General features: G+C 68.4%; 30 protein-coding genes. 11 read left to right on the top strand and 19 right to left on the bottom strand.

The annotated features are described in order from the left end of the window. Positions 1-296 precede the first annotated feature (296 nt). On the bottom strand, positions 297-824 hold the full coding sequence (locus tag UK23_RS35020) for a M48 family metallopeptidase (RefSeq protein WP_045316029.1): 528 nt from the start codon (positions 822-824) through the stop codon (positions 297-299). A 194-nt stretch (positions 825-1,018) separates the two neighbouring features. On the opposite strand from UK23_RS35020, the gene UK23_RS53120 reads away from it, so the two are divergent. The 4 genes from UK23_RS53120 (at position 1,019) to UK23_RS52130 (ending at position 3,997) form a co-directional block, all read left to right on the top strand. Beyond that, a complete protein-coding gene (locus UK23_RS53120; RefSeq protein ID WP_169774275.1) occupies positions 1,019-1,174 on the top strand; it encodes a DUF5679 domain-containing protein in 156 nt (51 codons plus the stop codon). Between the two features lie 105 nt (positions 1,175-1,279). Further along, positions 1,280-2,020, top strand: coding sequence for a TOMM precursor leader peptide-binding protein (locus UK23_RS35010; protein WP_156213612.1), 741 nt, complete (start codon positions 1,280-1,282; stop codon positions 2,018-2,020). Beyond that, a complete protein-coding gene (locus UK23_RS35005) occupies positions 2,017-3,327 on the top strand; it encodes an ABC1 kinase family protein (protein WP_045316026.1) in 1,311 nt (436 codons plus the stop codon). The genes UK23_RS35010 and UK23_RS35005 overlap by 4 nt, the downstream gene beginning before the upstream one ends. Positions 3,328-3,412: 85 nt before the next feature. Then, on the top strand, positions 3,413-3,997 hold the full coding sequence (locus UK23_RS52130; protein WP_156213611.1) for a hypothetical protein: 585 nt from the start codon (positions 3,413-3,415) through the stop codon (positions 3,995-3,997). A gap of 127 nt (positions 3,998-4,124) precedes the next feature. Here the strand turns inward: UK23_RS52130 and UK23_RS53115 are convergent, their stop codons facing one another. The 5 genes from UK23_RS53115 to UK23_RS34985 form a co-directional block, all read right to left on the bottom strand. After that, positions 4,125-4,268, bottom strand: coding sequence for a hypothetical protein (locus UK23_RS53115; RefSeq protein ID WP_196778023.1), 144 nt, complete (start codon positions 4,266-4,268; stop codon positions 4,125-4,127). A 23-nt stretch (positions 4,269-4,291) separates the two neighbouring features. Then, positions 4,292-5,164 (bottom strand): class I SAM-dependent methyltransferase, encoded by an 873-nt coding sequence (locus UK23_RS35000; RefSeq protein WP_045316025.1) that lies wholly within the window; start codon positions 5,162-5,164, stop codon positions 4,292-4,294. A gap of 283 nt (positions 5,165-5,447) precedes the next feature. Beyond that, positions 5,448-5,771 carry a WhiB family transcriptional regulator gene (locus tag UK23_RS34995; protein WP_045316024.1) on the bottom strand — a complete coding sequence of 108 codons (324 nt, stop codon included), beginning with the start codon at positions 5,769-5,771 and terminating at the stop codon, positions 5,448-5,450. Between the two features lie 97 nt (positions 5,772-5,868). Next, positions 5,869-6,129, bottom strand: a complete 261-nt coding sequence (locus tag UK23_RS34990; protein ID WP_196778021.1) for a hypothetical protein — start codon at positions 6,127-6,129, stop codon at positions 5,869-5,871. Positions 6,130-6,256: 127 nt separating this feature from the next. Next, positions 6,257-8,326 (bottom strand): ATP-dependent DNA helicase UvrD2, encoded by a 2,070-nt coding sequence (locus UK23_RS34985; RefSeq protein WP_045316022.1) that lies wholly within the window; start codon positions 8,324-8,326, stop codon positions 6,257-6,259. A gap of 84 nt (positions 8,327-8,410) precedes the next feature. Here UK23_RS34985 and UK23_RS34980 point away from each other — a divergent pair, with 84 nt between their 5' ends. Together UK23_RS34980 and UK23_RS54675 are read left to right on the top strand one after the other, a co-directional pair. Beyond that, positions 8,411-9,139: a DUF4191 domain-containing protein gene (locus UK23_RS34980; protein ID WP_045316039.1), complete on the top strand. Its 729-nt coding sequence runs from the start codon at positions 8,411-8,413 to the stop codon at positions 9,137-9,139. A gap of 172 nt (positions 9,140-9,311) precedes the next feature. Next, positions 9,312-9,446 (top strand): hypothetical protein, encoded by a 135-nt coding sequence (locus UK23_RS54675; protein ID WP_269112327.1) that lies wholly within the window; start codon positions 9,312-9,314, stop codon positions 9,444-9,446. A gap of 8 nt (positions 9,447-9,454) precedes the next feature. Here the strand turns inward: UK23_RS54675 and UK23_RS34975 are convergent, their stop codons facing one another. Next, positions 9,455-9,928, bottom strand: coding sequence for an RDD family protein (locus UK23_RS34975; RefSeq protein WP_045316021.1), 474 nt, complete (start codon positions 9,926-9,928; stop codon positions 9,455-9,457). A gap of 169 nt (positions 9,929-10,097) precedes the next feature. Between UK23_RS34975 and glnA the strand changes: the two genes are divergently transcribed. Then, complete coding sequence (glnA, locus tag UK23_RS34970; RefSeq protein ID WP_045316038.1) at positions 10,098-11,522, top strand: type I glutamate--ammonia ligase; 1,425 nt, start codon at positions 10,098-10,100, stop codon at positions 11,520-11,522. Between the two features lie 4 nt (positions 11,523-11,526). Continuing rightward, positions 11,527-11,781: a hypothetical protein gene (locus tag UK23_RS34965; RefSeq protein ID WP_156213609.1), complete on the top strand. Its 255-nt coding sequence runs from the start codon at positions 11,527-11,529 to the stop codon at positions 11,779-11,781. 22 nt (positions 11,782-11,803) lie between these two features. On the opposite strand, the gene UK23_RS34960 is transcribed toward UK23_RS34965, so the two are convergent. Beyond that, positions 11,804-12,073 (bottom strand): hypothetical protein, encoded by a 270-nt coding sequence (locus UK23_RS34960; protein WP_045316019.1) that lies wholly within the window; start codon positions 12,071-12,073, stop codon positions 11,804-11,806. 74 nt (positions 12,074-12,147) lie between these two features. Between UK23_RS34960 and UK23_RS34955 the strand changes: the two genes are divergently transcribed. Continuing rightward, a complete protein-coding gene (locus UK23_RS34955; protein ID WP_052685336.1) occupies positions 12,148-12,693 on the top strand; it encodes an NUDIX hydrolase in 546 nt (181 codons plus the stop codon). On the opposite strand, the gene UK23_RS34950 is transcribed toward UK23_RS34955, so the two are convergent. From UK23_RS34950 to UK23_RS34945, 3 genes are read right to left on the bottom strand one after another with little or no spacing between them, the layout of a single operon-like run. Next, on the bottom strand, positions 12,656-13,159 hold the full coding sequence (locus tag UK23_RS34950; protein WP_045316018.1) for an NADAR family protein: 504 nt from the start codon (positions 13,157-13,159) through the stop codon (positions 12,656-12,658). The two genes, UK23_RS34955 and UK23_RS34950, sit on opposite strands and share 38 nt — an antisense overlap. 20 nt (positions 13,160-13,179) lie before the next feature. Beyond that, positions 13,180-13,338 (bottom strand): hypothetical protein, encoded by a 159-nt coding sequence (locus UK23_RS53110; protein ID WP_196778020.1) that lies wholly within the window; start codon positions 13,336-13,338, stop codon positions 13,180-13,182. 31 nt (positions 13,339-13,369) lie between these two features. After that, positions 13,370-13,945 (bottom strand): hypothetical protein, encoded by a 576-nt coding sequence (locus tag UK23_RS34945; protein ID WP_156213608.1) that lies wholly within the window; start codon positions 13,943-13,945, stop codon positions 13,370-13,372. Positions 13,946-14,046: 101 nt separating this feature from the next. On the opposite strand from UK23_RS34945, the gene UK23_RS34940 reads away from it, so the two are divergent. After that, positions 14,047-14,280: a hypothetical protein gene (locus UK23_RS34940; RefSeq protein ID WP_045316016.1), complete on the top strand. Its 234-nt coding sequence runs from the start codon at positions 14,047-14,049 to the stop codon at positions 14,278-14,280. A 67-nt stretch (positions 14,281-14,347) separates the two neighbouring features. Here the strand turns inward: UK23_RS34940 and UK23_RS34935 are convergent, their stop codons facing one another. From UK23_RS34935 to UK23_RS34910, 6 genes are all read right to left on the bottom strand, one after another. Further along, positions 14,348-15,280: an NADP-dependent oxidoreductase gene (locus UK23_RS34935; RefSeq protein ID WP_045316015.1), complete on the bottom strand. Its 933-nt coding sequence runs from the start codon at positions 15,278-15,280 to the stop codon at positions 14,348-14,350. Next, positions 15,277-18,177: a bifunctional [glutamine synthetase] adenylyltransferase/[glutamine synthetase]-adenylyl-L-tyrosine phosphorylase gene (locus UK23_RS34930; protein WP_045316014.1), complete on the bottom strand. Its 2,901-nt coding sequence runs from the start codon at positions 18,175-18,177 to the stop codon at positions 15,277-15,279. The genes UK23_RS34935 and UK23_RS34930 overlap by 4 nt, the downstream gene beginning before the upstream one ends. Before the next feature lie 29 nt (positions 18,178-18,206). Beyond that, positions 18,207-18,392, bottom strand: coding sequence for a hypothetical protein (locus UK23_RS34925; protein WP_045316013.1), 186 nt, complete (start codon positions 18,390-18,392; stop codon positions 18,207-18,209). Then, positions 18,389-19,522, bottom strand: coding sequence for an inorganic phosphate transporter (locus UK23_RS34920; RefSeq protein ID WP_045316012.1), 1,134 nt, complete (start codon positions 19,520-19,522; stop codon positions 18,389-18,391). The genes UK23_RS34925 and UK23_RS34920 overlap by 4 nt, the downstream gene beginning before the upstream one ends. 85 nt (positions 19,523-19,607) lie before the next feature. Further along, complete coding sequence (locus UK23_RS34915; RefSeq protein ID WP_045316011.1) at positions 19,608-20,363, bottom strand: type 1 glutamine amidotransferase; 756 nt, start codon at positions 20,361-20,363, stop codon at positions 19,608-19,610. 25 nt (positions 20,364-20,388) lie between these two features. Then, a complete protein-coding gene (locus tag UK23_RS34910) occupies positions 20,389-20,823 on the bottom strand; it encodes a rhodanese-like domain-containing protein (RefSeq protein ID WP_045316010.1) in 435 nt (144 codons plus the stop codon). 80 nt (positions 20,824-20,903) lie between these two features. Between UK23_RS34910 and UK23_RS34905 the strand changes: the two genes are divergently transcribed. After that, a complete protein-coding gene (locus tag UK23_RS34905; protein WP_156213607.1) occupies positions 20,904-21,365 on the top strand; it encodes an Lrp/AsnC family transcriptional regulator in 462 nt (153 codons plus the stop codon). 128 nt (positions 21,366-21,493) lie between these two features. On the opposite strand, the gene UK23_RS34900 is transcribed toward UK23_RS34905, so the two are convergent. Beyond that, positions 21,494-22,300, bottom strand: a complete 807-nt coding sequence (locus tag UK23_RS34900; protein WP_052685335.1) for a GNAT family N-acetyltransferase — start codon at positions 22,298-22,300, stop codon at positions 21,494-21,496. Next, complete coding sequence (locus tag UK23_RS34895; RefSeq protein WP_045316035.1) at positions 22,288-23,100, bottom strand: GNAT family N-acetyltransferase; 813 nt, start codon at positions 23,098-23,100, stop codon at positions 22,288-22,290. The genes UK23_RS34900 and UK23_RS34895 overlap by 13 nt, the downstream gene beginning before the upstream one ends. Between the last annotated feature and the right edge of the window lie 150 nt (positions 23,101-23,250).

Genomic DNA, 23,250 nt, shown 5'->3' with positions numbered 1-23,250 from the left:
GGCCGGATCCACGATCTGCTCGGCGGTGAAGTACCAAACCCGCTGATCGGGCTCCGGCAAAGCGGCCAGCAGTGCCGCCACCTCGCCCTCGAGCGCGTCGGCGCCACCCGCACGTACCGACCGGGCAGCCACCAGTCTCAGCCGCCGACAGCCACCAGTCTCAGCCGCCGAGCCGTGCCGCCGCCTCGCGAATCTCCTCGCGCAGCCGCGGCCAGTCGAAGACTCCGTCCTCCACGATCTGAACACGCGAAACGCCCGGCGAGCACACCCTCACCGGGCGTTTCGCGTTCAGCTGATCAGTCTTCCGAAATCCCCCAGCCTGCGGCGGCTGAGAGACCTTCCAGGTAACCCATGGCCCGCTCGGTCTTCTGGTAGCGGTGAACCCACTCCCAGAAGTCCTTGCCGTGCCCTGGTACGAGCAGGTGCGCGAGCTCGTGCACCAGCACGTAGTCGAGCACCCACGGCGGCACCTCACGCAGACGCTCGGACACGCGGATCGTGCCCTCGGTCGGCGTGCAGGACGCCCAGCGCGTGCGCATGGGGGGCACCCAGCGCACGCTGACGGGGTCGGCGAGCGAGTCCAGGTACCGCGCCGACAGCTCGGCACAGCGCGCCATCAGCGCCTCGTCCGACGTGCGCGCAGGGGATCTCCTGCGCGTCTCGCTGCGCTGGAGGCGGCTCAACATCTCCGCCACCCAGTGCTTCTCTTCCCCCTTGGTCATCCGTGCCGGCAGAAGGACGACGACGGTGTCGCCCTCCCGGTACGCGCTGACCATGCGGCGGCGCCGGGGGCTCCGCCGCACCTCCACCCGCGGTTCGGCCATGCAGTCACCGTAAACGTCGGCACCGACAATTTTCGGCCCCCAACCGGCCGCACGCGGACACCCGGCGGGTGAAGTTCCACCGAACGGCGGCTGGACACGCGCGGATGAACCTGCGCGGATTCACCGCCTCGCCCAGGTACCGTCGCGCCAAGGTCCTCGAGTGTGTCCGCACTCACAACTGCAAGGGAGGGGCCGTGGCCGAGAAGTACAACGGCTACTGCGTCAAGTGTCGGGAGAAGCGCGACTTCGACGGCAAGGTCGAGGAGACCAACGGCCGGCGCATGGCGAAGGGCACCTGCCCTGTCTGCGGCACGAAGATGACGCGGATCCTCGGCAAGGCCAAGGTTTGACGTTTCCGCTGGCAGGGGGCCCCGCCCCCTGCCAGTCTTTCCTCCGTGGACACGAGACCTCGCGTACGTGCAGGACTGGCCGTGGTGCGCCGCGGACCGGGCGTCGTGCAGGTCGGCATCGACCCGAAGCACGCCGTGGTGATCGACTCGCTGCCTGAGGCGCTCATCGACGAGCTGATCACCCTCGACGGTCGCCACACCGTCGCTGAACTGGGTGAAAGACTGAAAAACCGCGGCGAGAACCCCAGCCAGTTGATCGAGGTTCTCGAGTCGCTCGACGAGGCCGGTCTCCTCGACACCGGGCACCCTGCGAGGGACGGGACGGCCGCCGTCCACGGCGCCGGACACCTTGCACTCTCAATTACTTCGCTTCTAGCTGAATCAAACGTGCAGCTGGCCCACAACGCGGATCTGACGGTGCTGGCGGCGACGCTCGTCCCCGATCCGAACCTCGTGAGCACGCTGATGGTCTTCCGGACGCCGCATCTGCCCGTGCGCGTGCGTGAAGGAGTGGGCATCGTCGGGCCGTTGGTCCTGCCCGGCCGCTCCTCCTGCCTGAACTGCGCCGACCTGCACCGCGCCGACCACGATCCGGCCTGGCCCGTCATCGCCGCGCAGCTCGTGGGCAAACCGGCGTCCACCGACGTGCTGTTCGCCTCGGGCACGGCAGCGCTGGCCGTGGTGCAGATCCTGGAGTCGTTGATCTACCTCCGGGGCCGCGACCTGCCTCCGCCGCCCGTGCTCAACGCCACTGTCGAGCTGGACCTCGTGACGGGTGTTGCTGAGAGGCGAAGCTGGTATCCGCACCCTGACTGTCAGTGCGCCGCACATAACATGGCCGAGTGACCGAGATTCCGCGCAAGGCCGTGCAGCGCACCGCCAAGCTGGCCAGCCTCCCGCTCGGGGTGGCGGGCCGGGTGGTCGGCGGCTGGGGGAAGCGACTGACCGGACGCGCGGCCGACGAGGTCAACGCCGAGGTGACCGCCAAAACCGCGGAACAGGTCTTCGCGGTGCTCGGTCAGCTCAAGGGCGGCGCGATGAAGTTCGGCCAGGCCCTGAGCGTCTTCGAGGCGGCGGTCCCGGACGAGCTCGCCGCCCCGTACCGCGAGGCGCTGACCAAACTCCAGACCGCGGCCCCGCCGATGCCGGCCCGCACCACCCACCGCGTGCTGGCCGAACAACTCGGCGCATCCTGGACGAAGCGCTTCATGGAGTTCGACGACGACCCGGCCGCCTCGGCGTCCATCGGCCAGGTGCACCGCGCGGTGTGGCACGACGGCCGCGACGTGGCGGTGAAGGTCCAGTACCCCGGCGCCGACGAGGCACTGCGCGCCGATCTGAAGCAGCTTCTTCGCTTCTCCCGCCTGCTGCAGGCGATCATGCCCGGCACCGACGTGCGCCCACTGCTGGAGGAGCTGCGCGACCGGTACCTGGAGGAGCTCGACTACCGCGACGAGGCCGCCAACCAGCGCACGTTCGCCAAGGCCTTCGAGAACGACGACCACGTCCTGGTCCCCCGCGTGGTCGCCTCGTCCCCCAAGGTCATGGTGACCGAGTGGACCTCCGGCGTCGGCCTCTCGACGATCATCCGCGAAGGCTCGGTCGAAGACCGCGACCTGGCCGGCCAGCGCCTGGCCGAGTTCCACTTCTCCGCCCCGTCCCGCTCGGGCCTGCTGCACGCCGACCCGCACCCCGGCAACTTCATGCTGGGCGACGACGGCCGCCTGCGCGTGATCGACTTCGGCGCCGTGGCCCGCCTCCCAGACGGCCTCCCCAAAACCCTCGGCCTGATGACCCGCCTGGCCCTGGACGGCCGCTCCGCGGACCTCGTCGAGCTCCTGCGCACCGAGAACTTCATCCGCGAGGGCATGTCCCTGCACGGAGAAGACGTCCTCGGCTACCTGGCCCCGTTCGTGGAACCCCTCCGCACCGAGTCGTTCCACTTCACCCGTCGGTGGCTCCAATCCCAAGCCGAGCGAGTGGGCGACCTCCGCAGCCCGGACTCACAAACCGGCCGCTCCCTGAACCTGCCACCTCAATACCTGCTGATTCACCGCGTGACATTGGGCGCGACGGGCATCCTCTGCCAGTTGGACGCCCATGTGAACGCACGGGAAATCGTCGCCCGCTGGCAACCAGGATTCGACGACTAACTCGTCCGAGTGAACGTCCGCCAAGTTGTCCACAGGTTGGCTCCAGGCCCCTTTTCGCGGCCCCGCCATCCGCCACGATGGAGCCATGGCCCCCATCGCAAGCACCACTGACCTGCACAAATCCGGACTCTCCCGCCGCGAGATCCTGCGCCACTGCACGCCCGCCGGCCCCTGGCAACAGCTCCTTCCTGGCGTCGTCCTGCAAAAGCCGTCACCGCCGACCCGCCTGGACCGCCTACGCGCAGTCCTGTTCTTCGCGGGCCCCGATTCGGTGATCACCGGCGCAGACGCGCTCTCCCAACAAGGAGCCTCAGTACCTCTCCCGCGGCACATTCACGTGCTGGCGGGAATGAACACACGCCGCTCCCACCCATCGATTCTCTTCGAACGCACCACCCGCCCACCCGAAGTCGTGGAGCGCAATGCCCTACGTCTAGCCGCCCCACCCCGAGCCGCACTGGACCTGGCCCGCCGCTCGACGAACCCACGCGAGGTAGTAGCGATCCTCGACGCGGTGATCGACGCCCGCCTGTGCTCGCCCACCGATCTTCACCAGGAACTGGACCAAAGCAACCGACGAGGAACGGCCTTGGTCAGACGAGCGTTACGCCACCTCTACCCGCTCGCTCCGGGCCAGGCGAGACTCGATCACATCCGCATCGGGTCCTGAGCACCATCCGACCAGGGCTCAAGCTGCCGACTCGCACGCACGCCCTGGCCGAGGCGACGGCCACTTGGCCGACAGCGACCGGCCGAGCCTCAGCACCACCACCCGAGCGGGAGCCCACCAACCGGCGTCAGCGCCAGTACTCGTCCGGCAGCTTGCCCTCGATGTCCCGCACGTGGGTCTTCGCGCACACGTGACACAACCACCGGATCGACCCGCCGGTCCGCTCAGACGACCAGGCCAGGAACTCGAGGTCGGAAACGGAGGCACGCAACCGCCCGCATCTGTGGCAGGCCGTCATCGGCGCCGTCCCAGGTGGACGGTGTCGGTCTCCAGCAGGAACACGTCCTCGCGAGCGCCGACGTACTCGGAGTCGGAAGGATTCAGCAGCCGGCGCAAGGCGGCGCGGTCCGCTGCGTGCAGACGAGACGAGGTGATCTCGGAGAGCCAGGTCAGGCGGTCGACGGCCCACTCGCGGACGAGGTGCTTGGCCGGAGCCGGGTGATCGACGAGGAAGCTGAAGGCGCTGATCTCGCCCAGGCCCGCATCGGCCAGCGCCACGTTCCAGCCGACGGGCAGGCGCACCGAGCCGGTCATGTTCTCGCGCATCGACACGAACCACTCGGCACGGGCAGCGGCCATGCGATCCGCGAGCCCGGGTTCGCCGACGCCGAGGTCCCACGGCAGGAAGCGAGTCTCAAGGCCGCCTTCGGCCAGCGCCAGCCAGCCGCCGGGGGCCAGAGCCTCGACCAGGCGCTTCACCCCGCGCAACTGATCAGGGAGGTGATGGATCACCCGGGAGCCCCAGACGAGCTCGACCGGTCCGGCGAAGGACAACGGATCCTCGGTGGCGAGGTCGGCCAGCACCGGCTTCACCGACACGGCGCCGTCAGCCTCGGCACGGGCCGCCGCGCAGGCCGCGTCCAGCAGCTCGGGCGTGGCGTCGACCAGCACCAGCACGCCACCGCCGTGCTCTCGCAAAGCCGAGACCAGCGGCACGCTCATGGCCCCGGCACCACAGCCGACGTCCATCACCACCGGCGAGTCGGGCAGCAACCCCACCAGTCTGCGCGCCACAGCCGAGAGCGCTTCGGACTGCAGCGAGCCGTAGCGCCTCATCGCGTGGAGGCGGGTGGACCAGTCGATCCCGTCGTGGGTGTGGTGCGGCACAAACGGAACGGTACGGAGGAACGGCCGAGGCCGCCATCCACCTTCTCGTGGATGACGGCCTCAGCTCGAGACTGTCAGAGGTCGAAGCGAGCCGCTCTGCGACCGGCCCATCGCGCCAACCTGCGCCAACGTTGCGCTGACGCGAGGCGGTTCGCCAGGCGTTGCTCTTCCGCGAACCTCTGGGCTTCTTGTATTCGTATTCGCACGAGTTCTTCATTCAGAGACATGGGAGTCAGGCCCTCGTTCAGGTAGGTGGGGAACGCGCTGTTGCTGGTCACGGTGTTCACGCAGCCGCCTCCGTCTTGTCAGCGGTGACGACAGCTGCCGCGTCCTTGCGCGGACGGCCACGGGGCCGCTTCCGCGCGATCACGACACCGCGCTCGAAGATCTCTCCACCCCAAACACCCCACGGCTCGTGACGCGCGATCGCGCCGGCGAGGCACTCGGCCAGCACCGGGCAGGTCCCGCAGAAGGACTTCGCCTTCTCGAGGTCGGTCGGCGCGTCGGCGAACCAGAGGTCGGGGTTGTGGGTGCGGCAGGGCAGGTCAAGCCCCTCCGCGAGGTCCGGAAGTGTCTCGCCGGTGAGCGGGACAGTTGCCGTCAACATCAGGGTTTTCTCCTTGTGTGGGGTACTGCAAAAACACGAAAGCCGCGGACTCTGTACGAGTCCGCGGCTTTCGTGAGCCTGGTGGTCCTTCGACCCCCTATGGGGTCGGCAGGAGCCTTCTCACTTGATGCGCGGACAGCGCATTCGTGTAGTTGTGGACGTCATCGATGACCGGCAGAGCAACTGGCTGCTCGCTACCCAGTTCGATCCCGCGCAGAGCGGTGCCCCGCTCGCGGCCCAGCGGTGCCACCGGCTTCAGGGCAGACTGCTGCCACATGGCCGAGGTGAACGCGGGCGTGCAGAGGCGCTCGGACACGGAGGTGCCGAGGGTGGCTTGGATGATCAACATCGTGTTCACAATGGGCACCTCCCTCGGAGAGCTCTCGTAGTTACTTTCTTCCCCAGACGGGTCCTCCGGACCCGGCATGAGCAGGTTATGACCCCGTCCCACGGGCTCGCAACCTATTTAACGAAACTTGTCCCGATCAGGTGGCGGAGTACCCGACACCGGCCCGGACCAGCCCCAACACGTCGTCACCGAACTTATCAAGCTTCGAGGCACCGATGCCCGAGATCGCGACAAGTCCGGCCGAATCCGTGGGTCGCTGCTCCGCGATCGCCATCAGCGTGGCGTCGGTGAAGACGACGTACGCGGGAACCTTGAGCTCCCGCGCCCGCCCGGCCCGCCACTGACGCAGCGACTCGAGCAGCTCTTCGTCCACATCGGACGGGCAGGACCGGCATCGGCCGAGCTTGACGGCCTGCGCCTCGACCAGGGTCGACGCGCACACCCGGCAGGTCGGCTTCTCCTTCTTCATCAGAGGAGGCCGCTGGGCGCCACCAGATACTCGGGCGGCCGGGTGGTTCTCCGGCACGAGGTTGTAGAGGAACCGCGACCGGCGGCGGTACTTACGTCCACCAGCGGCACGCGACAGGGCCCACGACAACCAGAGGTGCTCACGCGCGCGCGTCACGCCCACATATAGAAGGCGGCGTTCTTCTTCGATCTTCGCGTCGTCGCCTTCGGCGTACTGGATCGGCATCGTGCCCTCGACCAGGCCGACGAGGAACACGGCGTCCCACTCCAGGCCCTTCGACGCGTGCAGCGACGCGAGCGTCACGCCCTCGACGGTCGGCGGGTGCTGCGCCTCCGCTCGCGCGTCCAGCTCCAGGCAGAACCGCGGCAGGTCGGCACCCGGCACCGCGGCGACGAACTCCTCGGCGAGCTCCACTAGCGCGAGCAGTGACTCCCAGCGTTCCCGCGCGGAGCCACCGGTCGGCGGTTCGTCGGTGAGCCCGACCTTGCCCAGCGCGGAGCGGACGACCTCGGGCAGCGACCCTTCGCGATCCCCCGCCGCCCGCAACGTGATCATGGCCTGGCGCACCTCGGCGCGTTCGAAGAACCGCTCGCCGCCGCGCACCAGGTACGGGATGCCGAGCGACGCGAGCGCCTGCTCGTACACCTCGGACTGCGCGTTGACCCGGTAGAGGATCGCGATCTCCGAGGCCGCGACACCCTCGTCGAGCAGCGTCTTGATGCGCCGCGCGACCGCGTCGGCCTCGGCAGGCTCGTCGTCGAACTCGTGGAACCTCGGCGCAGGTCCCTCCGGCCGCTGCCCGATCAGCTTCAGCCGCGACCCGGCCGGACGCCCGCGGGCCCACCTGATCACGTCGTTGGCCAGCGCCACGACCTGCGGCGTCGACCGGTAGTCGCGTTCCAGCCGCACGACGACGGCCTCGGGGAACCGGCGCCCGAAGTTGAGCAGCGGCTGCGGTGAGGCACCGGCGAAGGAGTAGATGGTCTGGTTCGCGTCGCCGACCACGGTCAGGTCGTCGCGGCCGCCGAGCCACGCGTCGAGCACGCGCTGCTGCAGCGGCGTCACGTCCTGGTACTCGTCGACGACGAAGCAGCGGTAGCGGTCGCGGAACTCCTGCGCGACCTCCAGGTTGTCCTCCAGCGCGGCGGCGGTGTGCAGCAGCAGGTCGTCGAAGTCGAGCAGCTGCGCCTCGTTCTTGAGCTGCTCGTACATCGCGTAGAGCTTCATGATCTGCTCGGCCGGCGCGGGGATGTCGCGCGCGGCCCGGGAGGCGGCCGCCGGGTACGCGTCCGGCGTGAGCAGCGACGACTTCGCCCACTCGATCTCACCGGTGAGGTCGCGCAGCGCGTCGGCCTCGGTCGGCATCCCCAGCCTCGACGCGGCGCGGCCGACGACGCGGATCTTCTGGTCGATCAGGTCCCAGCGCGGGCCACCGACGACCCGCGGCCAGAAGTAGCGCAACTGACGGGACGCGGCAGCGTGGAACGTCACGGCCTGTGCGCCATGCACGTCCAATGAACGCAGACGGGTGCGCATCTCCCCCGCGGCGCGCTTGGTGAACGTGACGGCGAGGACCTGCGTCGGAGCGACGTGACCGCGTTGGCACAAGTAGGCGATGCGGTGCGTGATGGTGCGCGTTTTGCCGGTACCGGCGCCCGCGAGCACGCACACCGGGCCGCGCGGTGCTTCCACCGCAGCGCGCTGTTCCGGATCTAGACCCTCCAGCAACGCCTCCATGCCCGGCAGTCTCGCACGAGGCGCGCGGGTGTTGAGCCAGGCTGCCGCTGTGTCCGATTTCTCCGGGGACGTATCCTGATGGGCATGGCAGGTAAGCAGGACAAGGCGGCGGCGAAGGAAGCGGCGAAGGTTCGCCGCGCGGCTTCACGCGAACGGCGCAAGCAGATCTTCGAGGCGTTCAAGATGCAGCGCCGCGAGGACAAGGCGCTGATTCCGCTGATGCTGGGCGCCGTCCTCGGTGTCACCGCGATCGCCGTTGTCCTGGGCCTGGTGTTCCACGCGGTCTGGATGTTCGTGCCGCTGGGCGTCGCGATCGGCGCGCTGCTGGCCGTGATCATCTTCGGTCGTCGCGTGCAGAGCAACGTCTTCCGCAAGGCCGACGGCCAGCCCGGCGCCGGTGCCTGGGCGCTGGAGAACCTGCGCGGCCGCTGGCGCGTTACGCCTGCCGTCGCGGGCACCACGCAGCTCGACGCCGTGCACCGCGTACTCGGCCGTCCGGGCGTCGTCCTGGTCGCCGAGGGCGCTCCGCAGCGGGTGAAGCCGCTCCTCGCGCAGGAGAAGAAGCGCATCTCGCGCGTCGTCGGCGACACCCCGATCTACGACTTCATCATCGGCTCCGACGAGGGCCAGGTCCCGTTGAAGAAGCTGCAGTCGAAGCTGATGAAGCTGCCGCGCAACATCACGGCCGCCCAGGTCGACGCGCTGGAGACCCGCCTCGCCGCGCTGTCGAGCCGTGGCGCCGCGCTGCCCAAGGGTCCGATGCCCGCGGGCGCGAAGATGCGCAACGTCCAGCGGGCCATGCGCCGCCGCTGACCGACCTCGCCCGAACCTGAGCAAGCCTCTCCGACACGCGCAGCCGCCGCGTTCGGAGAGGCTTTTCTCGTCATACGCGTCGTAAAGCGTGCAGGAACCACGACTGCCGCGTCGCATCGCCGCAAATAGGTTCGTTCTCAGCCGCCCCGACCTGAGAACACGAGGAGTCCCCATGCTCAAGAACTTCGCTGCGGCCGCCATCACGGTGCTCGCCCTGCTCGGCGTGACCGCCGGCATCGCGCTCTCCGCCCCGGCCGCCGGCGACGGCGTCCCGGTCGCGCTGCACCGCACGAGCCCGGTGCACTGAGCCTCGGGCTAACGCACCTTGATGACGACGGTGCCTGCCGCCTTGTCGTGCAGGCACCGGCCGTCCGCGTCCCAGACCAGCGCCGGGATCAGCGGGAAGATCAGGATCGTCCGCAACAGCGCGCGGGGCAGGTGCACGAACGTCTTGCCGTCGATGCGCGCGACCCTCAGGCCGAGCAGCGCGTGCCCCGGCGTGAACCCGAAGAACGCCACCGCGACGACGGTGATGACGAACCAGGCCAGCAGGCTCCAGTTCTTCGGCAGGTCCGGCCGGGTGAACACGGCCGCGACCCCGGCCGAGAGCAGGAAGTCGACAAAAATGGCGAGCGTGCGCCGCCCGATCGACGCGATGGAGCCCGGCCCCTTCTCGGGAAAGCCGTGACGCTCGCCACGCCAGCGCTGCTGCTTGCCGTCGTTCGACTCGTCACCCGGCTCCAACACCGAGTTGGGTCCTGACAGCCACGAACCGGTCCACCTGCTCACCCCACCAGAGTAAAGCCGTGCTCAACGGGTGAGGACCGGCGGGCCGCCTTGCCCGGTTGGGCGGCCCCGTTAACACTGGCGAAACATCCGAGTGACGGACGGGCAACACCAGCCGCATACGGTCGCTCGCGATGACCAGCCGTTGTCCATAGTCAAGGAGTCGACGAAGGTGTTCAAGAATTCCGACGAGGTGCTGAAGTTCATCTCCGACGAGGGCGTCAAGTTCGTCGATGTGCGGTTCAGCGACCTGCCCGGCGTGATGCAGCACTTCACGCTGCCGGCCAAGGCGTTCGACGCCGACGCGATCGAAGAGGGTCTCGCCTTCGACGGCTCCTCCGTGCGCGGCTTCCAGTCGATCCACGAGTCGGACATGCTGCTGCTGCCCGACCTCTACACCGCGCGCCTCGACCCGTTCCGCATCGAGAAGACGCTGATCGTCAACTTCTTCGTGCACGACCCGTTCACGCGTGAGGCGTACAGCCGCGACCCGCGCAACATCGCGCGCAAGGCCGAGCAGTACATCACCGACTCGGGCATCGCCGACACCGCGTACTTCGGTGCCGAGGCCGAGTTCTACATCTTCGACTCGATCCAGTTCGACACCACGGCGAACGGGTCGTTCCACAAGATCGACTCCGAGTCCGGCTGGTGGAACACCGGCCGTGACGAAGAGGGCGGCAACCTCGGCTACAAGGTCAAGTACAAGGGCGGCTACTTCCCCGTCACGCCGACCGACCACTACGCCGACCTGCGCGACAAGATGGTCCTCAACATGGAGGCCCAGGGCTTCGCCGTCGAGCGCGCCCACCACGAGGTCGGCACCGCGGGCCAGGCGGAGATCAACTACCGCTTCAACACGCTGCTGCACGCCGCCGACGACCTGATGCTGTTCAAGTACATCATCAAGAACACCGCGTGGCAGGCCGGCAAGACCGTCACCTTCATGCCGAAGCCCCTCTTCGGCGACAACGGCTCGGGCATGCACACCCACCAGTCGCTGTGGAAGGACGGCGCGCCGCTGTTCCACGACGAGAGCGGCTACGCGGGCCTGTCCGACACCGCCCGCCACTACATCGGCGGCATCCTGCACCACGCCCCGTCGCTGCTGGCCTTCACCAACCCGACGGTGAACAGCTACCACCGCCTGGTCCCGGGCTACGAGGCCCCGGTCTCGCTGGTCTACTCCCAGCGCAACCGCTCGGCGTGCGTCCGCATCCCGATCACGGGCAACAACCCGAAGGCCAAGCGCATCGAGTTCCGCTGCCCCGACTCCTCGGGCAACCCGTACCTCGCCTTCTCGGCGATGGTCATGGCGGGCCTCGACGGCGTGAAGAACAAGATCGAGCCCCCGGCCCCGATCGACAAGGACCTCTACGAGCTGCCGCCCGAGGAGGCCCGCGACGTCAAGCAGGTCCCGGCCACGCTGGACGCCGTGCTCGACAACCTGGAGGCCGACCACGAGTTCCTGCTCGAGGGTGGCGTCTTCACCCCGGACGTGATCGACACGTGGATCTCGTACAAGCGCTCCGAGGAGATCGACCCGCTGCGTCTGCGGCCGAACCCCTACGAGTTCGCGCTGTACTACGACGTGTGATCGGTTGAGCTCTTCCTGGAGGCCCGGCGGGATTTCCCGCCGGGCCTTCCGGCTCTTGGGACGTTCGTCGCCGGGGCTCCTCGCCTTCTCCCTCCGCCTCTTCCTCGGACTCGCCGGCCTGCTGCTGCGCCGGCTCGAAGGCGGCGTCTCGAACCGGGTGTCGGGCGAGGTCCACGGTGACGTGATCCAGGTCGGCACGGTCCACGGCGATCTCACGATCCGCACGTGCGCCGGATGCGGTGCAGACGAAAACGGCTGAGGGCCGGGCAGGAACCCGGCCCTCAGTCCGTGTAGCTGCCGAACAACGTCGCACTGCACGCCACACCGTGCGCTCCGGTGATGACCCGGACGTTGGAGACCACGATGCCGGCCTCGGTGCCGGTCGGCAGTCTCATCAGGGCATCACCGTCGATCAGAGGTTCCGTGGACGTACCCGCCCCGGACCACTGCCACAGGCCGCCGGTCACCGTCTCGATCAGGTCCGCGCGGTCCAGGTCGACCGTTCTGCCATCCGCGTAGACGAGCCGGGCCGGCCCTGAGTAGCTGAACATCGCGTCTCCCTGCTTTCCCGACGCTTAGACACACGCACGGCGCGGGCTCGGGGTTCACGTGGTACTGCTTCACCGTGACGCAGTGGACAGTGCACGGCACCCGCCGGATCTACGACTCGGAGTGGATGAGCGTCGACCTCGACGACGTCGAGATCCCTGATGGCGAACGGTTCGAGCACCACGTGCTGAGGTTGCCGCACCCCTCGACGGGCGTCGTCGTCGTGGACCAGAACGCCGTCCTGCTGATGTGGCGCCACCGGTTCACGACCGGCGTGTGGGGCTGGGAGATCCCGGCCGGCCGATGCGAGGAGGGCGAGACCGCGGAGACCGCGGCGATCCGTGAGACCGAGGAAGAAACCGGTTACAGGGTCGAAGTCGAACCGCTCATCACCATCAACCCGTTGAACGGCATCAGCTCGCACACCACGCACATCTTCGTGGGCGCCAACCCGGTCAGGACCGGTGAGCACGACCCAGCCGAGGCCGCCGAGGTGAAGTGGGTGCCGCTCAACGAGGTTCCCGCGTTCATCCGAAAAGGACTGATTCCGTGCGGGATCACGCTGGCGGCACTCAGCACCTACCTCACGCTCCAGAAGACAACCGGGAGCGGACCTTCATGAGGGCCTCGCCGAGCAGGTTCAGGCCTAGCCAGGAAGCAGGATCCGACGCGCGCGGGTCGTCTGCGGTCAAACCGATGCCCCACACGCGGTCCAGCGGGCTCGCCTCCACCAGCACACGAGAACCCGTTCCCAGCAGGTAGGAACGCAGCGCGGGATCCTGGCCGAACTTCGCCAGGTTGCCCGCCACGACGATCTCCAGGCGCGAGGCGGTCCACAAAGCATCGTCGAACCCGGACACCTCACGCCCCAGCGCCTTGGCCTCACCCGGCGAAGAAGCAGCGAGCACGCGAGCGGCGACAGCGGCATCGCCGAACAGCAAAGCCTTGCGCCACATCATGTAGTGCTCGGCCGAAGAAAAAGCCTGGCCGTCCACGACGAACGAGCACGGCCACCACTGCGACAGGCATCCCTTGCCGATGCCGCCGTCACGCTCGGGCTGATGGCCCCAGAAGAACAAGAACTTCACATGAGCACGGTATGCGAGAACTAGCCGTTCTCTGCAGGGTTTTCGTCCGGTTCCGGCATCTCCGGCTCACGCCACGACTGGGACCGCGTGGGGCGGCCTGCGCGCAGCTCGTTGGCCAGTTCGCGCTTCAGCTCGTCGTCACGTGCGGGGCCGTGCTGATCACTTCCGCGTTGAGTCATGCACGAGGCGTACCCACTCGTCACGCTCAACTCACTTCGGGACCGGGATGCCCGTCACGGTGATCGCCGCGCCGGTGGGCGCGAACTGGCCGGAGATCGAGTTGAAGGTCAGCGTGAGGGAGTTCACACCCGTGCCGAGCTTCTCGTCGAGGACCACGGTGCCCGACGTCGTGGTGCCCTGGGTGACGAGGCTGTCCCACTTGCTGCTGGAGGCCGCGTAGGTGCGCTTCAGATCGTCCAGGACCGCGATGCCGTCCACGGGGAGGGTCATGCGGGCTTGGGAGGCGTTCGTGGCCGTCACGAAGAGCTTCACGCGCCCGTTCGCGGCTTCCACGCGCGTCACCTCGACGGTGAGCATGCCGCGCTGCTGCTTGAAGGAGCCCGTGGTGACCTTGACCTCGGCGGACGGCTCGGTGGTTTCCAGTGCGCCATCAGGGGTTTCGACGCCGTTCGACGTAGTCGTCGTCGACGTGGTGTTGGGCTGCGCGGCGGAGTTCTCACCGCTCAGTGCAAACTGAATCACACCGAGTAACGCGAGCACGCCAGCAGCCACACCCGCGATGGCGATCACGGTCTTACCTCGGCGCGTGACCCGACGATGCTGCATGACTTCCCTCGTTCGACCCCCGTGACAAAACACAGCTCCCCCGCTGAGCGCGCCTAGTCTCATCTCGAATGGGTGAAACGTCAATGCGCTAGTGTCCGCCCGTGTCCCAAGAAGTCGCCGAATTCACGGCTCCGCAGCTGCTCACCACCCACATCGTCGACTCGGCAGCCGAGGCGCTCGAAGCGGTTCAGGCCGCTGACGTGCTCGACCTCGGTGTCCGCGTCTACAACCGGCTCGTGCCCGACTCCGAAGACGCCGAGGCGTTGGAGGAGGAGTGGGTGATCGAGGTCTACACCAGTGCTCCTGCTGTCGACCCCGACTCGGACGAGGACTGAGCAGCCTCAGAAAGATGGGGGCACCCCACCAGGAGTGCCCCCAAACCTGAAGATATACATGAAGATTTCAGGCAGTTAGTACAACTTTCCCGCGCACGTGCCCACCTTCGAGCAACCTGTGCGCCTTCACCGCCTCGGCCAACGGCAACGTCTGCTGCACCTCGACGCGCAACGAACCGGCCGCCACCAGATCGACCAGCCACTGCGTCTGCTCGGCGTTCGGCCGCGCCCAGGTGTTGATCACACCGTTCTCCAGCGCCCTCGGACCGTCCACAATGGACGTCATCTGCCGTCGGTCCCGCACCAGCTGCAACGACTGGTCGAACGCGAGCCCGCCGACGTTGTCGATCACCACGTCGACCTTGCCGTCGCCACCGACCAGTTCCGCCACGGCGTCGACCAGCGCGTCGCCGTACGCGACAGGTTCGGCCCCGAGCGACCGCACGAACTCGTGGTTGCGCGGCGACGCGGTACCGAGCACCCGCGCGGCGCCGAGCTCCCGCGCGATCTGCACCTGGAGATGCCCGACACCACCCGCGGCGGCGTGCACCAGGACGACATCGCCGGCGCCCGTGTCGACGGCCTTCAAAGCCTGCAACGCCGTCAGCCCCGCCAGCGGCAGGGCGGCGGCCGTCACGAAGTCCACGTTGGACGGTTTGCGCGCGAGCATCCGGTCCGGAATGGAGATCAGCTCGGCGTACGCACCGAACTGAACGTGGTCCTTGCGCGCGTACGCCAGAATCTCGTCGCCCGCCTTCCAGTCGGTCACGCCGATGCCGACTGCCCGCACGACACCGGAGACGTCCCAACCGGGGATCAACGGCATGTGGTGCGGCATCAGACCCTGCAGGTATCCGGCTCTGATCTTGAAGTCCACCGGGTTCACCCCGGCCGCCTTCACCTCCACCAGGACCTGGTCAGGCCCGAGCAGCGGGTCGGGCAGCTCCTGCCACGACATGACGTCGGCGTCGCCGAACCGGGTAAACGCGATCGCTTTCACAGTTCCTCACCGTAGAAGACTCGCTCCGCTACCGCACGTGCACGGCGGGCTGTGCGGCGATATTCCTCCAGGAACTCTCCCGGATCGCCACCGGGCTGATACCCCATCACGGAAGCGACCGCCACCAGATCGCGCCCGGACGTCGGCAGCTGGTCGGAAGCCTTGCCGCGCACCAACATCACGGCGTTGCGCGCGTGCGTCGCGAGGTTCCACGCGGCGGTCAGCGCGGCCGCGTCGTCAGCAGCCAGCAGACCAGCTGAGACGGCCGCCTCCATCGCGGCCATTGTGGACGGTGTGCGCAGCCCGGGAACAGCACCGGAATGCTGCAGCTGCAACAACTGCACGGTCCACTCGACGTCCGCCAGCCCACCGCGGCCGAGCTTCGTGTGCGTGCTCGGATCGGCACCTCGCGGCAGCCGTTCCGTCTCGACCCGAGCCTTGATCCGCCGAATCTCCCGCACGGAAGCCGCGTCCAGCCCGTCAGCCGGATACCGCAACGGCTCGATCAACGCCTCGAAGTCGGAGCCCAGAGCAGCGTCCCCAGCGATGAACCGGGCCCGCAGCAGCGCCTGCTTCTCCCAGATCTCCGCCCACTGCCGGTAGTACGCGCGGTAGGAGTCCAGCGTCCGCACCAGCGGCCCCTGCCTGCCCTCCGGCCGAAGATCCGTGTCGACCTGCAGCGGCGGGTCCTGCGAGGGCGCGCCCAGAAGACGGCGGATCTTCTCCACGACACCGCTCGCCCACTTCACCGCGTCGGCGTCGGAAACGCCCTCGAAAGGCCTGCACACGAACATCACGTCCGCGTCCGAGCCGTACCCGAGCTCGTGCCCGCCAAGACGTCCCATGCCGATGACGGCCAACGAGGCGACGGGCTCACCAGCAGCACGCACCGCAGCGTCCAAAGCGCTCTGCAGCACCGCGCCCCACACCTCGGACAGCGACACGCACACGGTCTCGATGGGCATGAAACCCAACAGGTCCGCGGCCGCGACACGCAACATCTCGTGCCGCCGCAACGATCGCGCGGCCGCAACAGCGCGCGGCAGGTCGTCGTACCGGGAAACCGCGCTGCGCAACGGGTTCCCGATCGAGTGCGGATCACGCCCGATCAACGCCTCGGTGTCCGCGAGCAGCCGCAACACCTCCGGCGCCCTGACCAGCAGATCCGGCACGAACCGCGAAGTGCCCAGCAACACCGCGAGCCGCTCGACGACCGCGCCCTCGTCCCGCAGAAGCCGCAGGTACCAGGGGGTTTCAGCGAGTGCCTCGGACACCTTCCGGTACGCCAGCAGCCCGCCGTCCGGGTCGGGCGTCAGAGCGAACAGGTCGAGCAGCACCGGCAGCAGAGCGCCCTGGATCCGAGCACGACGCGACATCCCGTGTGTCAACGCTTGGATGTGCCGCAACGCCCCGTCGGGCGAGGTGTAGCCGAGAGCGGCGAGCCGGGCCACGGCCTCCTTGGTCGTGAGCCGCAACGCCTCGGTCGGTACGCCCGCCACGGACTGCAGCAGCGGCCGGTAGAACAGCTTCTCGTGCAGCCGCCTGACCTGGTTGGCGTGCTTGCGGAACTCCGCCAGCAGCACCTGCCCCTCGGAACGCCGGCCATCGGCGTGCAGCCCCACCGAGCGCGCCAGCCAGCGCAACGCCGCCGCGTCGTCGTCGGCCGGGAAGAGGTGCGTGCGCAGTAAACGCTGCAGCTGCAGCCGGTGCTCCAACGTGCGCAGGAACCGGTACGAACGCCCGAAGTCCGCCGCGTCGTTGCGCCCGACGTACCCGCCCGTGCCCAGCGCGGCCAACGCGGCCGTCGTCGCCTGAATCCGCAGGCTCTCGTCAGAACGGCCGTGCACGAGCTGCAGCAACTGCACCGCGAACTCCACGTCGCGCAGCCCGCCGCGGCCGAGCTTCAGCTCGCGGTCGGCAAGGCCACTGGGCACGTGGTCCTCGACGCGGCGGCGCATCGCCTGCACGTCCTCGACGAAGTTCTCGCGCTCGGCGGCCGTCCACACATAAGGCCGCACGACGTCGAGGTACGCCTGCCCCAGCTCGGCATCGCCCGCGACCGGCCTGGCCTTCAGCAGCGCCTGGAACTCCCAGGTCCGCGCCCACTTCTTGTAGTACGAGGCATGCCCGTCGAGCGTCCGGACCAGCGCGCCGGCCTTGCCCTCCGGCCGCAGCGCCGCGTCGACCTCGAAGCACGACTGGCCCGCGATCTGCATCATCGTGCTGGCCAGCCGCGTGGCCGCACCGAGGTCGCCCTCGCCGACGAACACCACGTCGACGTCGCTCACGTAGTTCAGCTCGTTCGCGCCGCACTTGCCCATCGCGATCACCGCGAGCTGGCACCGGTCCGCGCCGTTCACGCGCTCGGCAGCGATCTTCAACGACGCCCGCAACGCCGACACGGCGAGATCCGAGAGCTGCGCGGCCACGATGTCGTACGGCACGAACGGCAACGACGGCTCGACGACGTGCGCCAGGTCGTTGGCAGCCACGAGCAGCAGCTTCGCCCGGTACTCGGTGCGCAGCACGTCGCCGTCGGCAAGCTCGAGCGACACGTCGACCTCGTCGGTCAGCGACCGCCACCGCTCGGGGTTGACCACCAGGAAGTCCGACAGCGCCGTCGACGAGCCGAGCACGGCGAGCAGCCGCCCGCGCACGACCTCGTCCTCGTGCAGTGCGGTCGACAGTGCGTCCCAGTCGGCCACGGGTTGGAGGCGCTCCAAGCCGCGCAACGCCAGGTCGGGATCGGGGCAGCGGGACAACGCGGCCAGTACCGGCTCCGAACCTTCCGCTGGGCGGCGGTCAGCCCACAGGCCGAGGCCGCGCAGCACTTCCTCGCTGCGCGGCTCGGTGAGTCCGAATCTTGCTGGTGACGCGGCACGGCCGAGTTCGCTCATCAGGAGCCAACCCTAGTGCTCTCACATCGTCAGAGGATGATCAGTGAGAGCCCGTAGAGAACGACCGCGACGCAACCCGCGAAGCTCGCCACGGCCGGACCCTTCTTGTCGCTCGACAGCGCCCGGATACCGAGCACGAAGAGCGTGACCACCAGCAACGTCACCAGCAAGGTGGCGCCGAAGACCTGCAGGAGCGCGTCCCACTTGATCGTCATGCCGCCACCTTGTGCAGTTCGGCCTGAGCAGCGACCTCGTCGACGATGTGCTCCGGCTTGATCGGCTCACGTCGCGACAGGATCCAGATGCCGATCGCCACCGCGCCGCCGATCACGGCGACCCCGATGACGCCGGTGGTGCCGCTGGACGCCCACTTGCCCGCGATCGCGCCGACGATGCCGGCGGCGGGCAGCGTGAACAGCCACCCCGCGGCCATCTTGCCCATGGTTCCCCAGTTGACCCCGCGCCGGTCGCGGCCGAGGCCGGAGCCCATGATGCCGCCCGACGCGACGTGCGTGGTCGACAGCGCGAAGCCGAGGTGCGACGACGCGAGGATCGCGGTGGCCGTCGAGGTCTGCGCGGCGAAACCCTGCGCGGGCTCGATGGTCGTCAGGCCGCGGCCGAGCGTGTGGGTGATGCGCCAGCCGCCGAGGTAGGTGCCGAGCGCGATCGCGAGACCGGCGCTGATGATCACCCAGAACGGCGGTGCGGAGCCGGGGGCGAGCGAGCCGGACGTGATCAGCGCCAGCGTGATGATGCCCATGGTCTTCTGCGCGTCGTTGGTGCCGTGCGCGAGCGAGACCAGCGACGCCGAGGCGACCTGCCCGATCTTGAACCCGGTGTGCGAGACCCGCGGATCAGTGGACTTCTTGAGCCGGTAGACGACGATCGTGGCGAGTGCCGCGACCACGCCCGCGACCAGCGGTGCGACCACCGCGGGAACCAGCACCTTGTCCACGACCTTGGCGAAGTGGATGGAGTCCACTCCGGACGCGACCCACGCCGCGCCGATCAGGCCGCCGAACAGGGCGTGCGACGAGCTCGACGGCAGACCCACGTACCAGGTGACGAGGTTCCACATGATCGCGCCGACCAACCCGCCGAAGATGACCGCGGGCGTGATCTGGGCGTCGTCGACGATGCCGCCGGAGATGGTCTTGGCCACCTCGACGGAGAGGAACGCGCCGACGAGGTTGAGGACCGCCGACAACGCGACCGCCGTGCGGGGCTTCAGCGCACCCGTGGCGATGGAGGTGGCCATGGCGTTGGCCGTGTCGTGGAACCCGTTGGTGAAGTCGAAGATGAGAGCAGTGACAACGACGATGATCACTACAAGAGCGGGATCCACACTGATCCTCCGGCTGGATCGAACAAGGTGCTCGATGTTGACGGTACCGGGTACTCAGGATGCCTTATAACCCACGAAAGTAACGTCACACCAACGGAAGTTGTGTGCCCAAACACCCCGCGGGCGACAGTTCTCCCCGCACCAGCTTCGCGAATCTCGCCACGAACGGCTGCCACACCTCTTCGAAGTCGCGGTGCGCCTCTTCGAGGAACTCCAGGTCGAAGTGGGTCGGCCTCGCGCAGGCCGCCGAATCAGGATCCTTGGCCGCCCAGTTCAAGACGATTTCCGGCGTCGTCTCGATGTGGAACTGCAGCCCGTAAGCACACGCACCGACCCGAAACGCCTGATTCGGGTATTTCGGCGACGCCGCCAGGTGTTCCGCGCCGGGCGGCAGCAGGTGCACCTCGTCGCTGTGGAACTGCAGCACGTCCGGCGTGAACGGCAGATCTGCGAACAGCGGGTCGGTGCCGGCCGCGTCCCGCTTCGCCACCAGCAGCACCCCGACCTCCGGTCCCTGCGGTCCTTTCCGGACCTGCCCGCCGGTCGCGGCCGCGAGCAGCTGCGCGCCGAGGCAGATCGCGAGCGTCGGCAGTCGTTTGGAGACAGCGCTGCTCAGCAGCTTCCTGACGTTCGCCAGCCAGGGGTGCTGGAGGTCGTCGAGCGCGCCCATCTCGCCGCCGAGGCAGATCACGCCCTGGTAGCCGTCGAGGCTCTCCGGCGCGGGCTCGTCCTGCAGCGACACGAGGTGGAGCTCGATGCCGTCGGCTTCCAGCCAGTCGCCCAGCTTCGCCAGCGGGTCTTGCTGCGAGGGCTGCAGGACGAGCAAACGCGGTGCGGTCACGTACGTGAGCCTATGTCGGCTTGACTCAGCAATGACACGCGACCTTAGAAACACCTGCCTCGCCGGCCTCGACGGGATAGCCCGCCTCGCGCCACGCCGTGATGCCTCCGGCCAGCCTCTTCACCCGGAATCCGCGTTGCGCGAGTGCGAGCGCACCCTTGGTCGCGGCGTTGCACTGGAAGCTCTCGCAGTAACAGATGTAGACGAGGTCCGGGTCGAGGTTCTCGAGAAGCTCGGGCTGGTCGGGCAGGGCGCGGTAGGGCAGGTTGATCGCGCCGGGGATGCGAGCCTGCTCGAACGCCTCCGCGTTCCTGGTCTCGACGAGGACGTACCCGCTCGTGTTGCCTTCCTGCAGGTCGCGGTGGACGTCGTCGGGGTCGGCTTCGAACGCGAGCTCGGCGGCGAAGAACTGCGCCGCGGTGTCCGGGTCGGCGGCGGGGAACCTCAGTGCGTTGGTCATGCTCTTGATCTTTGGCGCTCCGCTTGCGTTTGGGCATGCGGAAGTCCAGGTGTTCGCGGCTTCCTACCTATGATTTCCAGGTGGAGCTCGACGCGGTGGACTGGAAGATCCTGACCTTGCTGCAGGCCGACGGCCGCATGTCGTTCACCGCCCTGGGCCGCGAGGTGTCGCTGTCCGCGCCCGCCGTCACCGAACGCGTGCGCCGCCTCGAGTCGCTCGGCGTCATCACGGGCTTCGTCGCGGTGGTCTCGCCGGCGCGGATCGGCCTGCCGATCGAGTCGATCGTGCGCGTCCGGGTCCGATCGCTGGACACGCCGCGGTTCCGGTCGCAGGTGCTGGTGCTGCCGCAGATCCTGGACGCCGACCACGTGACTGGAGATGACTGCTGGCTGCTGCGCGTCGTCTGCCGGTCGATGGTCGAACTGGAGGAACTCGTCGAGGTGATGCAGCGCTACGGCGACACCACCACCTCGCTCGTCTTCTCCTCACACGTCCGCAACCGCCCGCTGACACCCGAACTGCTCACTCACACGAGTGATTGATGTCCGGATCCGCGCATGGGTTGAAGCCACAGAAGCCCGCCGGTCGAAGCCACCCGCCTCCCGCGCGACCGCCGTGAGAGACGGAAGCGCGACGGGAGCTCAGGTTGCAGCCGCCCAGGCAGGCCACCTCACCACTTGTACTCGGACCAGTCCGAGACGTGCCGGAACCCGATGCCCTGGTAGACGGAGTTGGCGGTGGGATCGGCGAGATCCGCGGTGAGCACGACGTGATCCACCCCCTGGCCGTACGCCCACTGGCTGACCGCCGCCGTGGCCGCGGCTCCGTAACCGCGCCGGCGGTGTTCGGGCGGGGTGTAGACCGGACCGACCCGTGACACCCCGGCGATCGGTTCGGTGCTGCCCGCCCACGAGACCGGCTCGCCGTCGACGAGCCAGATGACGTGCCCGGCCGGCATCTGGCGGCTGCCACGCATGACCTTCTCGGCCTCGGCCCGTTCGAGCCCGTCGAGCTCCGCGATGAACCGCACCCACCACTCGGTGATCAGGTCGTCGTCCTCGGCGGTCGCGAGGCGGGACTCGCCCGGCACTTCGGGAACGACGAGGTCCTCCAGGTGGTAGAGCCGAAGCCGGTAGGTCTCGTGCCCGCCGTCGCGCCACCGGGTTCGGAACGCCTCCACGCGGTCCACCGGTCCGGTGACGGCGTCGATCGGTTGTCCGCGCAGGACGTCCGACACGAGCGGTGCCGCGGCGGGTGGCATCGCGGCGACGTGGAGTGGGCGGTCCTGCATGCGGGTGGCCGCGCCGACGAGGATTCCGTTGTCGTGCAACGAGATCAACGCTGCGGGTGGTCGGAGCCCGCGCAATGCTGAGTCCACAGTGGTCAGATGCACGCTGTGGTTCACGGGGTCGGCGTTGAGCAGGTCGCCGGCCACCGCGAGGAAGTCCTCGAGGTTGTCGTAGGTCAGTGCTTCCACCAGAACTCCGCCCAGTCGTCGAGTGGTTGGTAGCCGATGCGTTGGTAGATCGAGTTCGAGATCGGGTTGGTCAGGTCGGCGAAGAGCAGGACGTCGGCTGCGCCCTGGTCGAGGGCCCATTGACTGACCATCGCGGAGACCGCGGCGCCGTAGCCGTGTTTGCGGTGTTCGGGCGGGGTGTAGACCGGGCCCACTCGGGTCATGCCGGCGTGCGGGAGGCTCGCCGCGGCCCAGGCGACGGGAGTGCCGTCGATTTCCCAGAGCGCGTGGCCGTTGCCCAGGCGCAGCGAACCACGAACGACCTCAGTCGGGTCTTCCTCAGGTGCTTCCGGCACGGCTTCCCTGGTGAACGCCTGCCGCCAGGCGCCGAGGAGTTCGACGTCGGCCTCGGTGGTCAGGCGTCCGGAACCTTCCACCTCGGGCGGGATCAGGGTGCCCAGCCGGTAGAGCCTGGTGGTGAGGGACTCGGTGAAGTTCTTGCCGGTGGCTGTGGCGAACGCCATGGACCGTTCCCGCGGTCCGGTGACGCCTGGCGCGTCCGGATCGACCTCGTTGATCGTCCGCACGGCCAGATCGACCGCGTCGAGAGGGAGGTCGGCTGCCTGGAACGGCCAGGGCGGGGTGCGGATCAGGGAGCCGATCACCTCCCCGTTGCGGTGGAAGGTGATCAGCGTCGGCGGATGGCCGGCCGGTAGCCGGCGGACGCGGTCGAGCGAGGTGAGGGCGATGGTGTTGCGTACCGGATCAGCCGCCAGCCGATCGTGGGTGACGGCGTCGAACGACGCCAGATCTGAGTGCACGACCGCGTCCATGGGTCCATGACATCAGGCCGGGCAAGCGAAATTCCTGGTCCGGACATGCAGAAGACCCCTGAGGGGAGCACCGAAGTGCTCGACCCTCAGGGGTCTTCTGAAAGATTGTCCGGCGGCGACCTACTCTCCCACACCGTA

This window comes from Lentzea aerocolonigenes, from assembly GCF_000955955.1.
GTDB classification, from domain to species: Bacteria; Actinomycetota; Actinomycetes; order Mycobacteriales; family Pseudonocardiaceae; genus Lentzea; species Lentzea aerocolonigenes_A.
Note: the sequence above shows the minus strand (reverse complement) of the source record. Positions and strands in the feature narration are given on the sequence as shown.

What these genes read in the sequence shown, in the direction of transcription:
- UK23_RS53110 (WP_196778020.1), bottom strand. Translation starts at nt 13,338, where the DNA reads ATGACTCAACGCGGAAGTGATCAGCACGGCCCCGCACGTGACGACGAG.
- UK23_RS34995 (WP_045316024.1), bottom strand. Translation starts at nt 5,771, where the DNA reads ATGTTGACGGCAACTGTCCCGCTCACCGGCGAGACACTTCCGGACCTC.
- UK23_RS34930 (WP_045316014.1), bottom strand. Translation starts at nt 18,177, where the DNA reads ATGAGCGAACTCGGCCGTGCCGCGTCACCAGCAAGATTCGGACTCACC.
- UK23_RS34960 (WP_045316019.1), bottom strand. Translation starts at nt 12,073, where the DNA reads ATGTTCAGCTACTCAGGGCCGGCCCGGCTCGTCTACGCGGATGGCAGA.
- UK23_RS34985 (WP_045316022.1), bottom strand. Translation starts at nt 8,326, where the DNA reads ATGGAGGCGTTGCTGGAGGGTCTAGATCCGGAACAGCGCGCTGCGGTG.
- UK23_RS35020 (WP_045316029.1), bottom strand. Translation starts at nt 824, where the DNA reads ATGGCCGAACCGCGGGTGGAGGTGCGGCGGAGCCCCCGGCGCCGCCGC.
- UK23_RS34910 (WP_045316010.1), bottom strand. Translation starts at nt 20,823, where the DNA reads ATGACCAACGCACTGAGGTTCCCCGCCGCCGACCCGGACACCGCGGCG.
- UK23_RS52130 (WP_156213611.1), top strand. Translation starts at nt 3,413, where the DNA reads ATGGCCCCCATCGCAAGCACCACTGACCTGCACAAATCCGGACTCTCC.
- UK23_RS34945 (WP_156213608.1), bottom strand. Translation starts at nt 13,945, where the DNA reads ATGCAGCATCGTCGGGTCACGCGCCGAGGTAAGACCGTGATCGCCATC.
- UK23_RS34925 (WP_045316013.1), bottom strand. Translation starts at nt 18,392, where the DNA reads ATGACGATCAAGTGGGACGCGCTCCTGCAGGTCTTCGGCGCCACCTTG.
- UK23_RS34980 (WP_045316039.1), top strand. Translation starts at nt 8,411, where the DNA reads ATGGCAGGTAAGCAGGACAAGGCGGCGGCGAAGGAAGCGGCGAAGGTT.
- UK23_RS54675 (WP_269112327.1), top strand. Translation starts at nt 9,312, where the DNA reads ATGCTCAAGAACTTCGCTGCGGCCGCCATCACGGTGCTCGCCCTGCTC.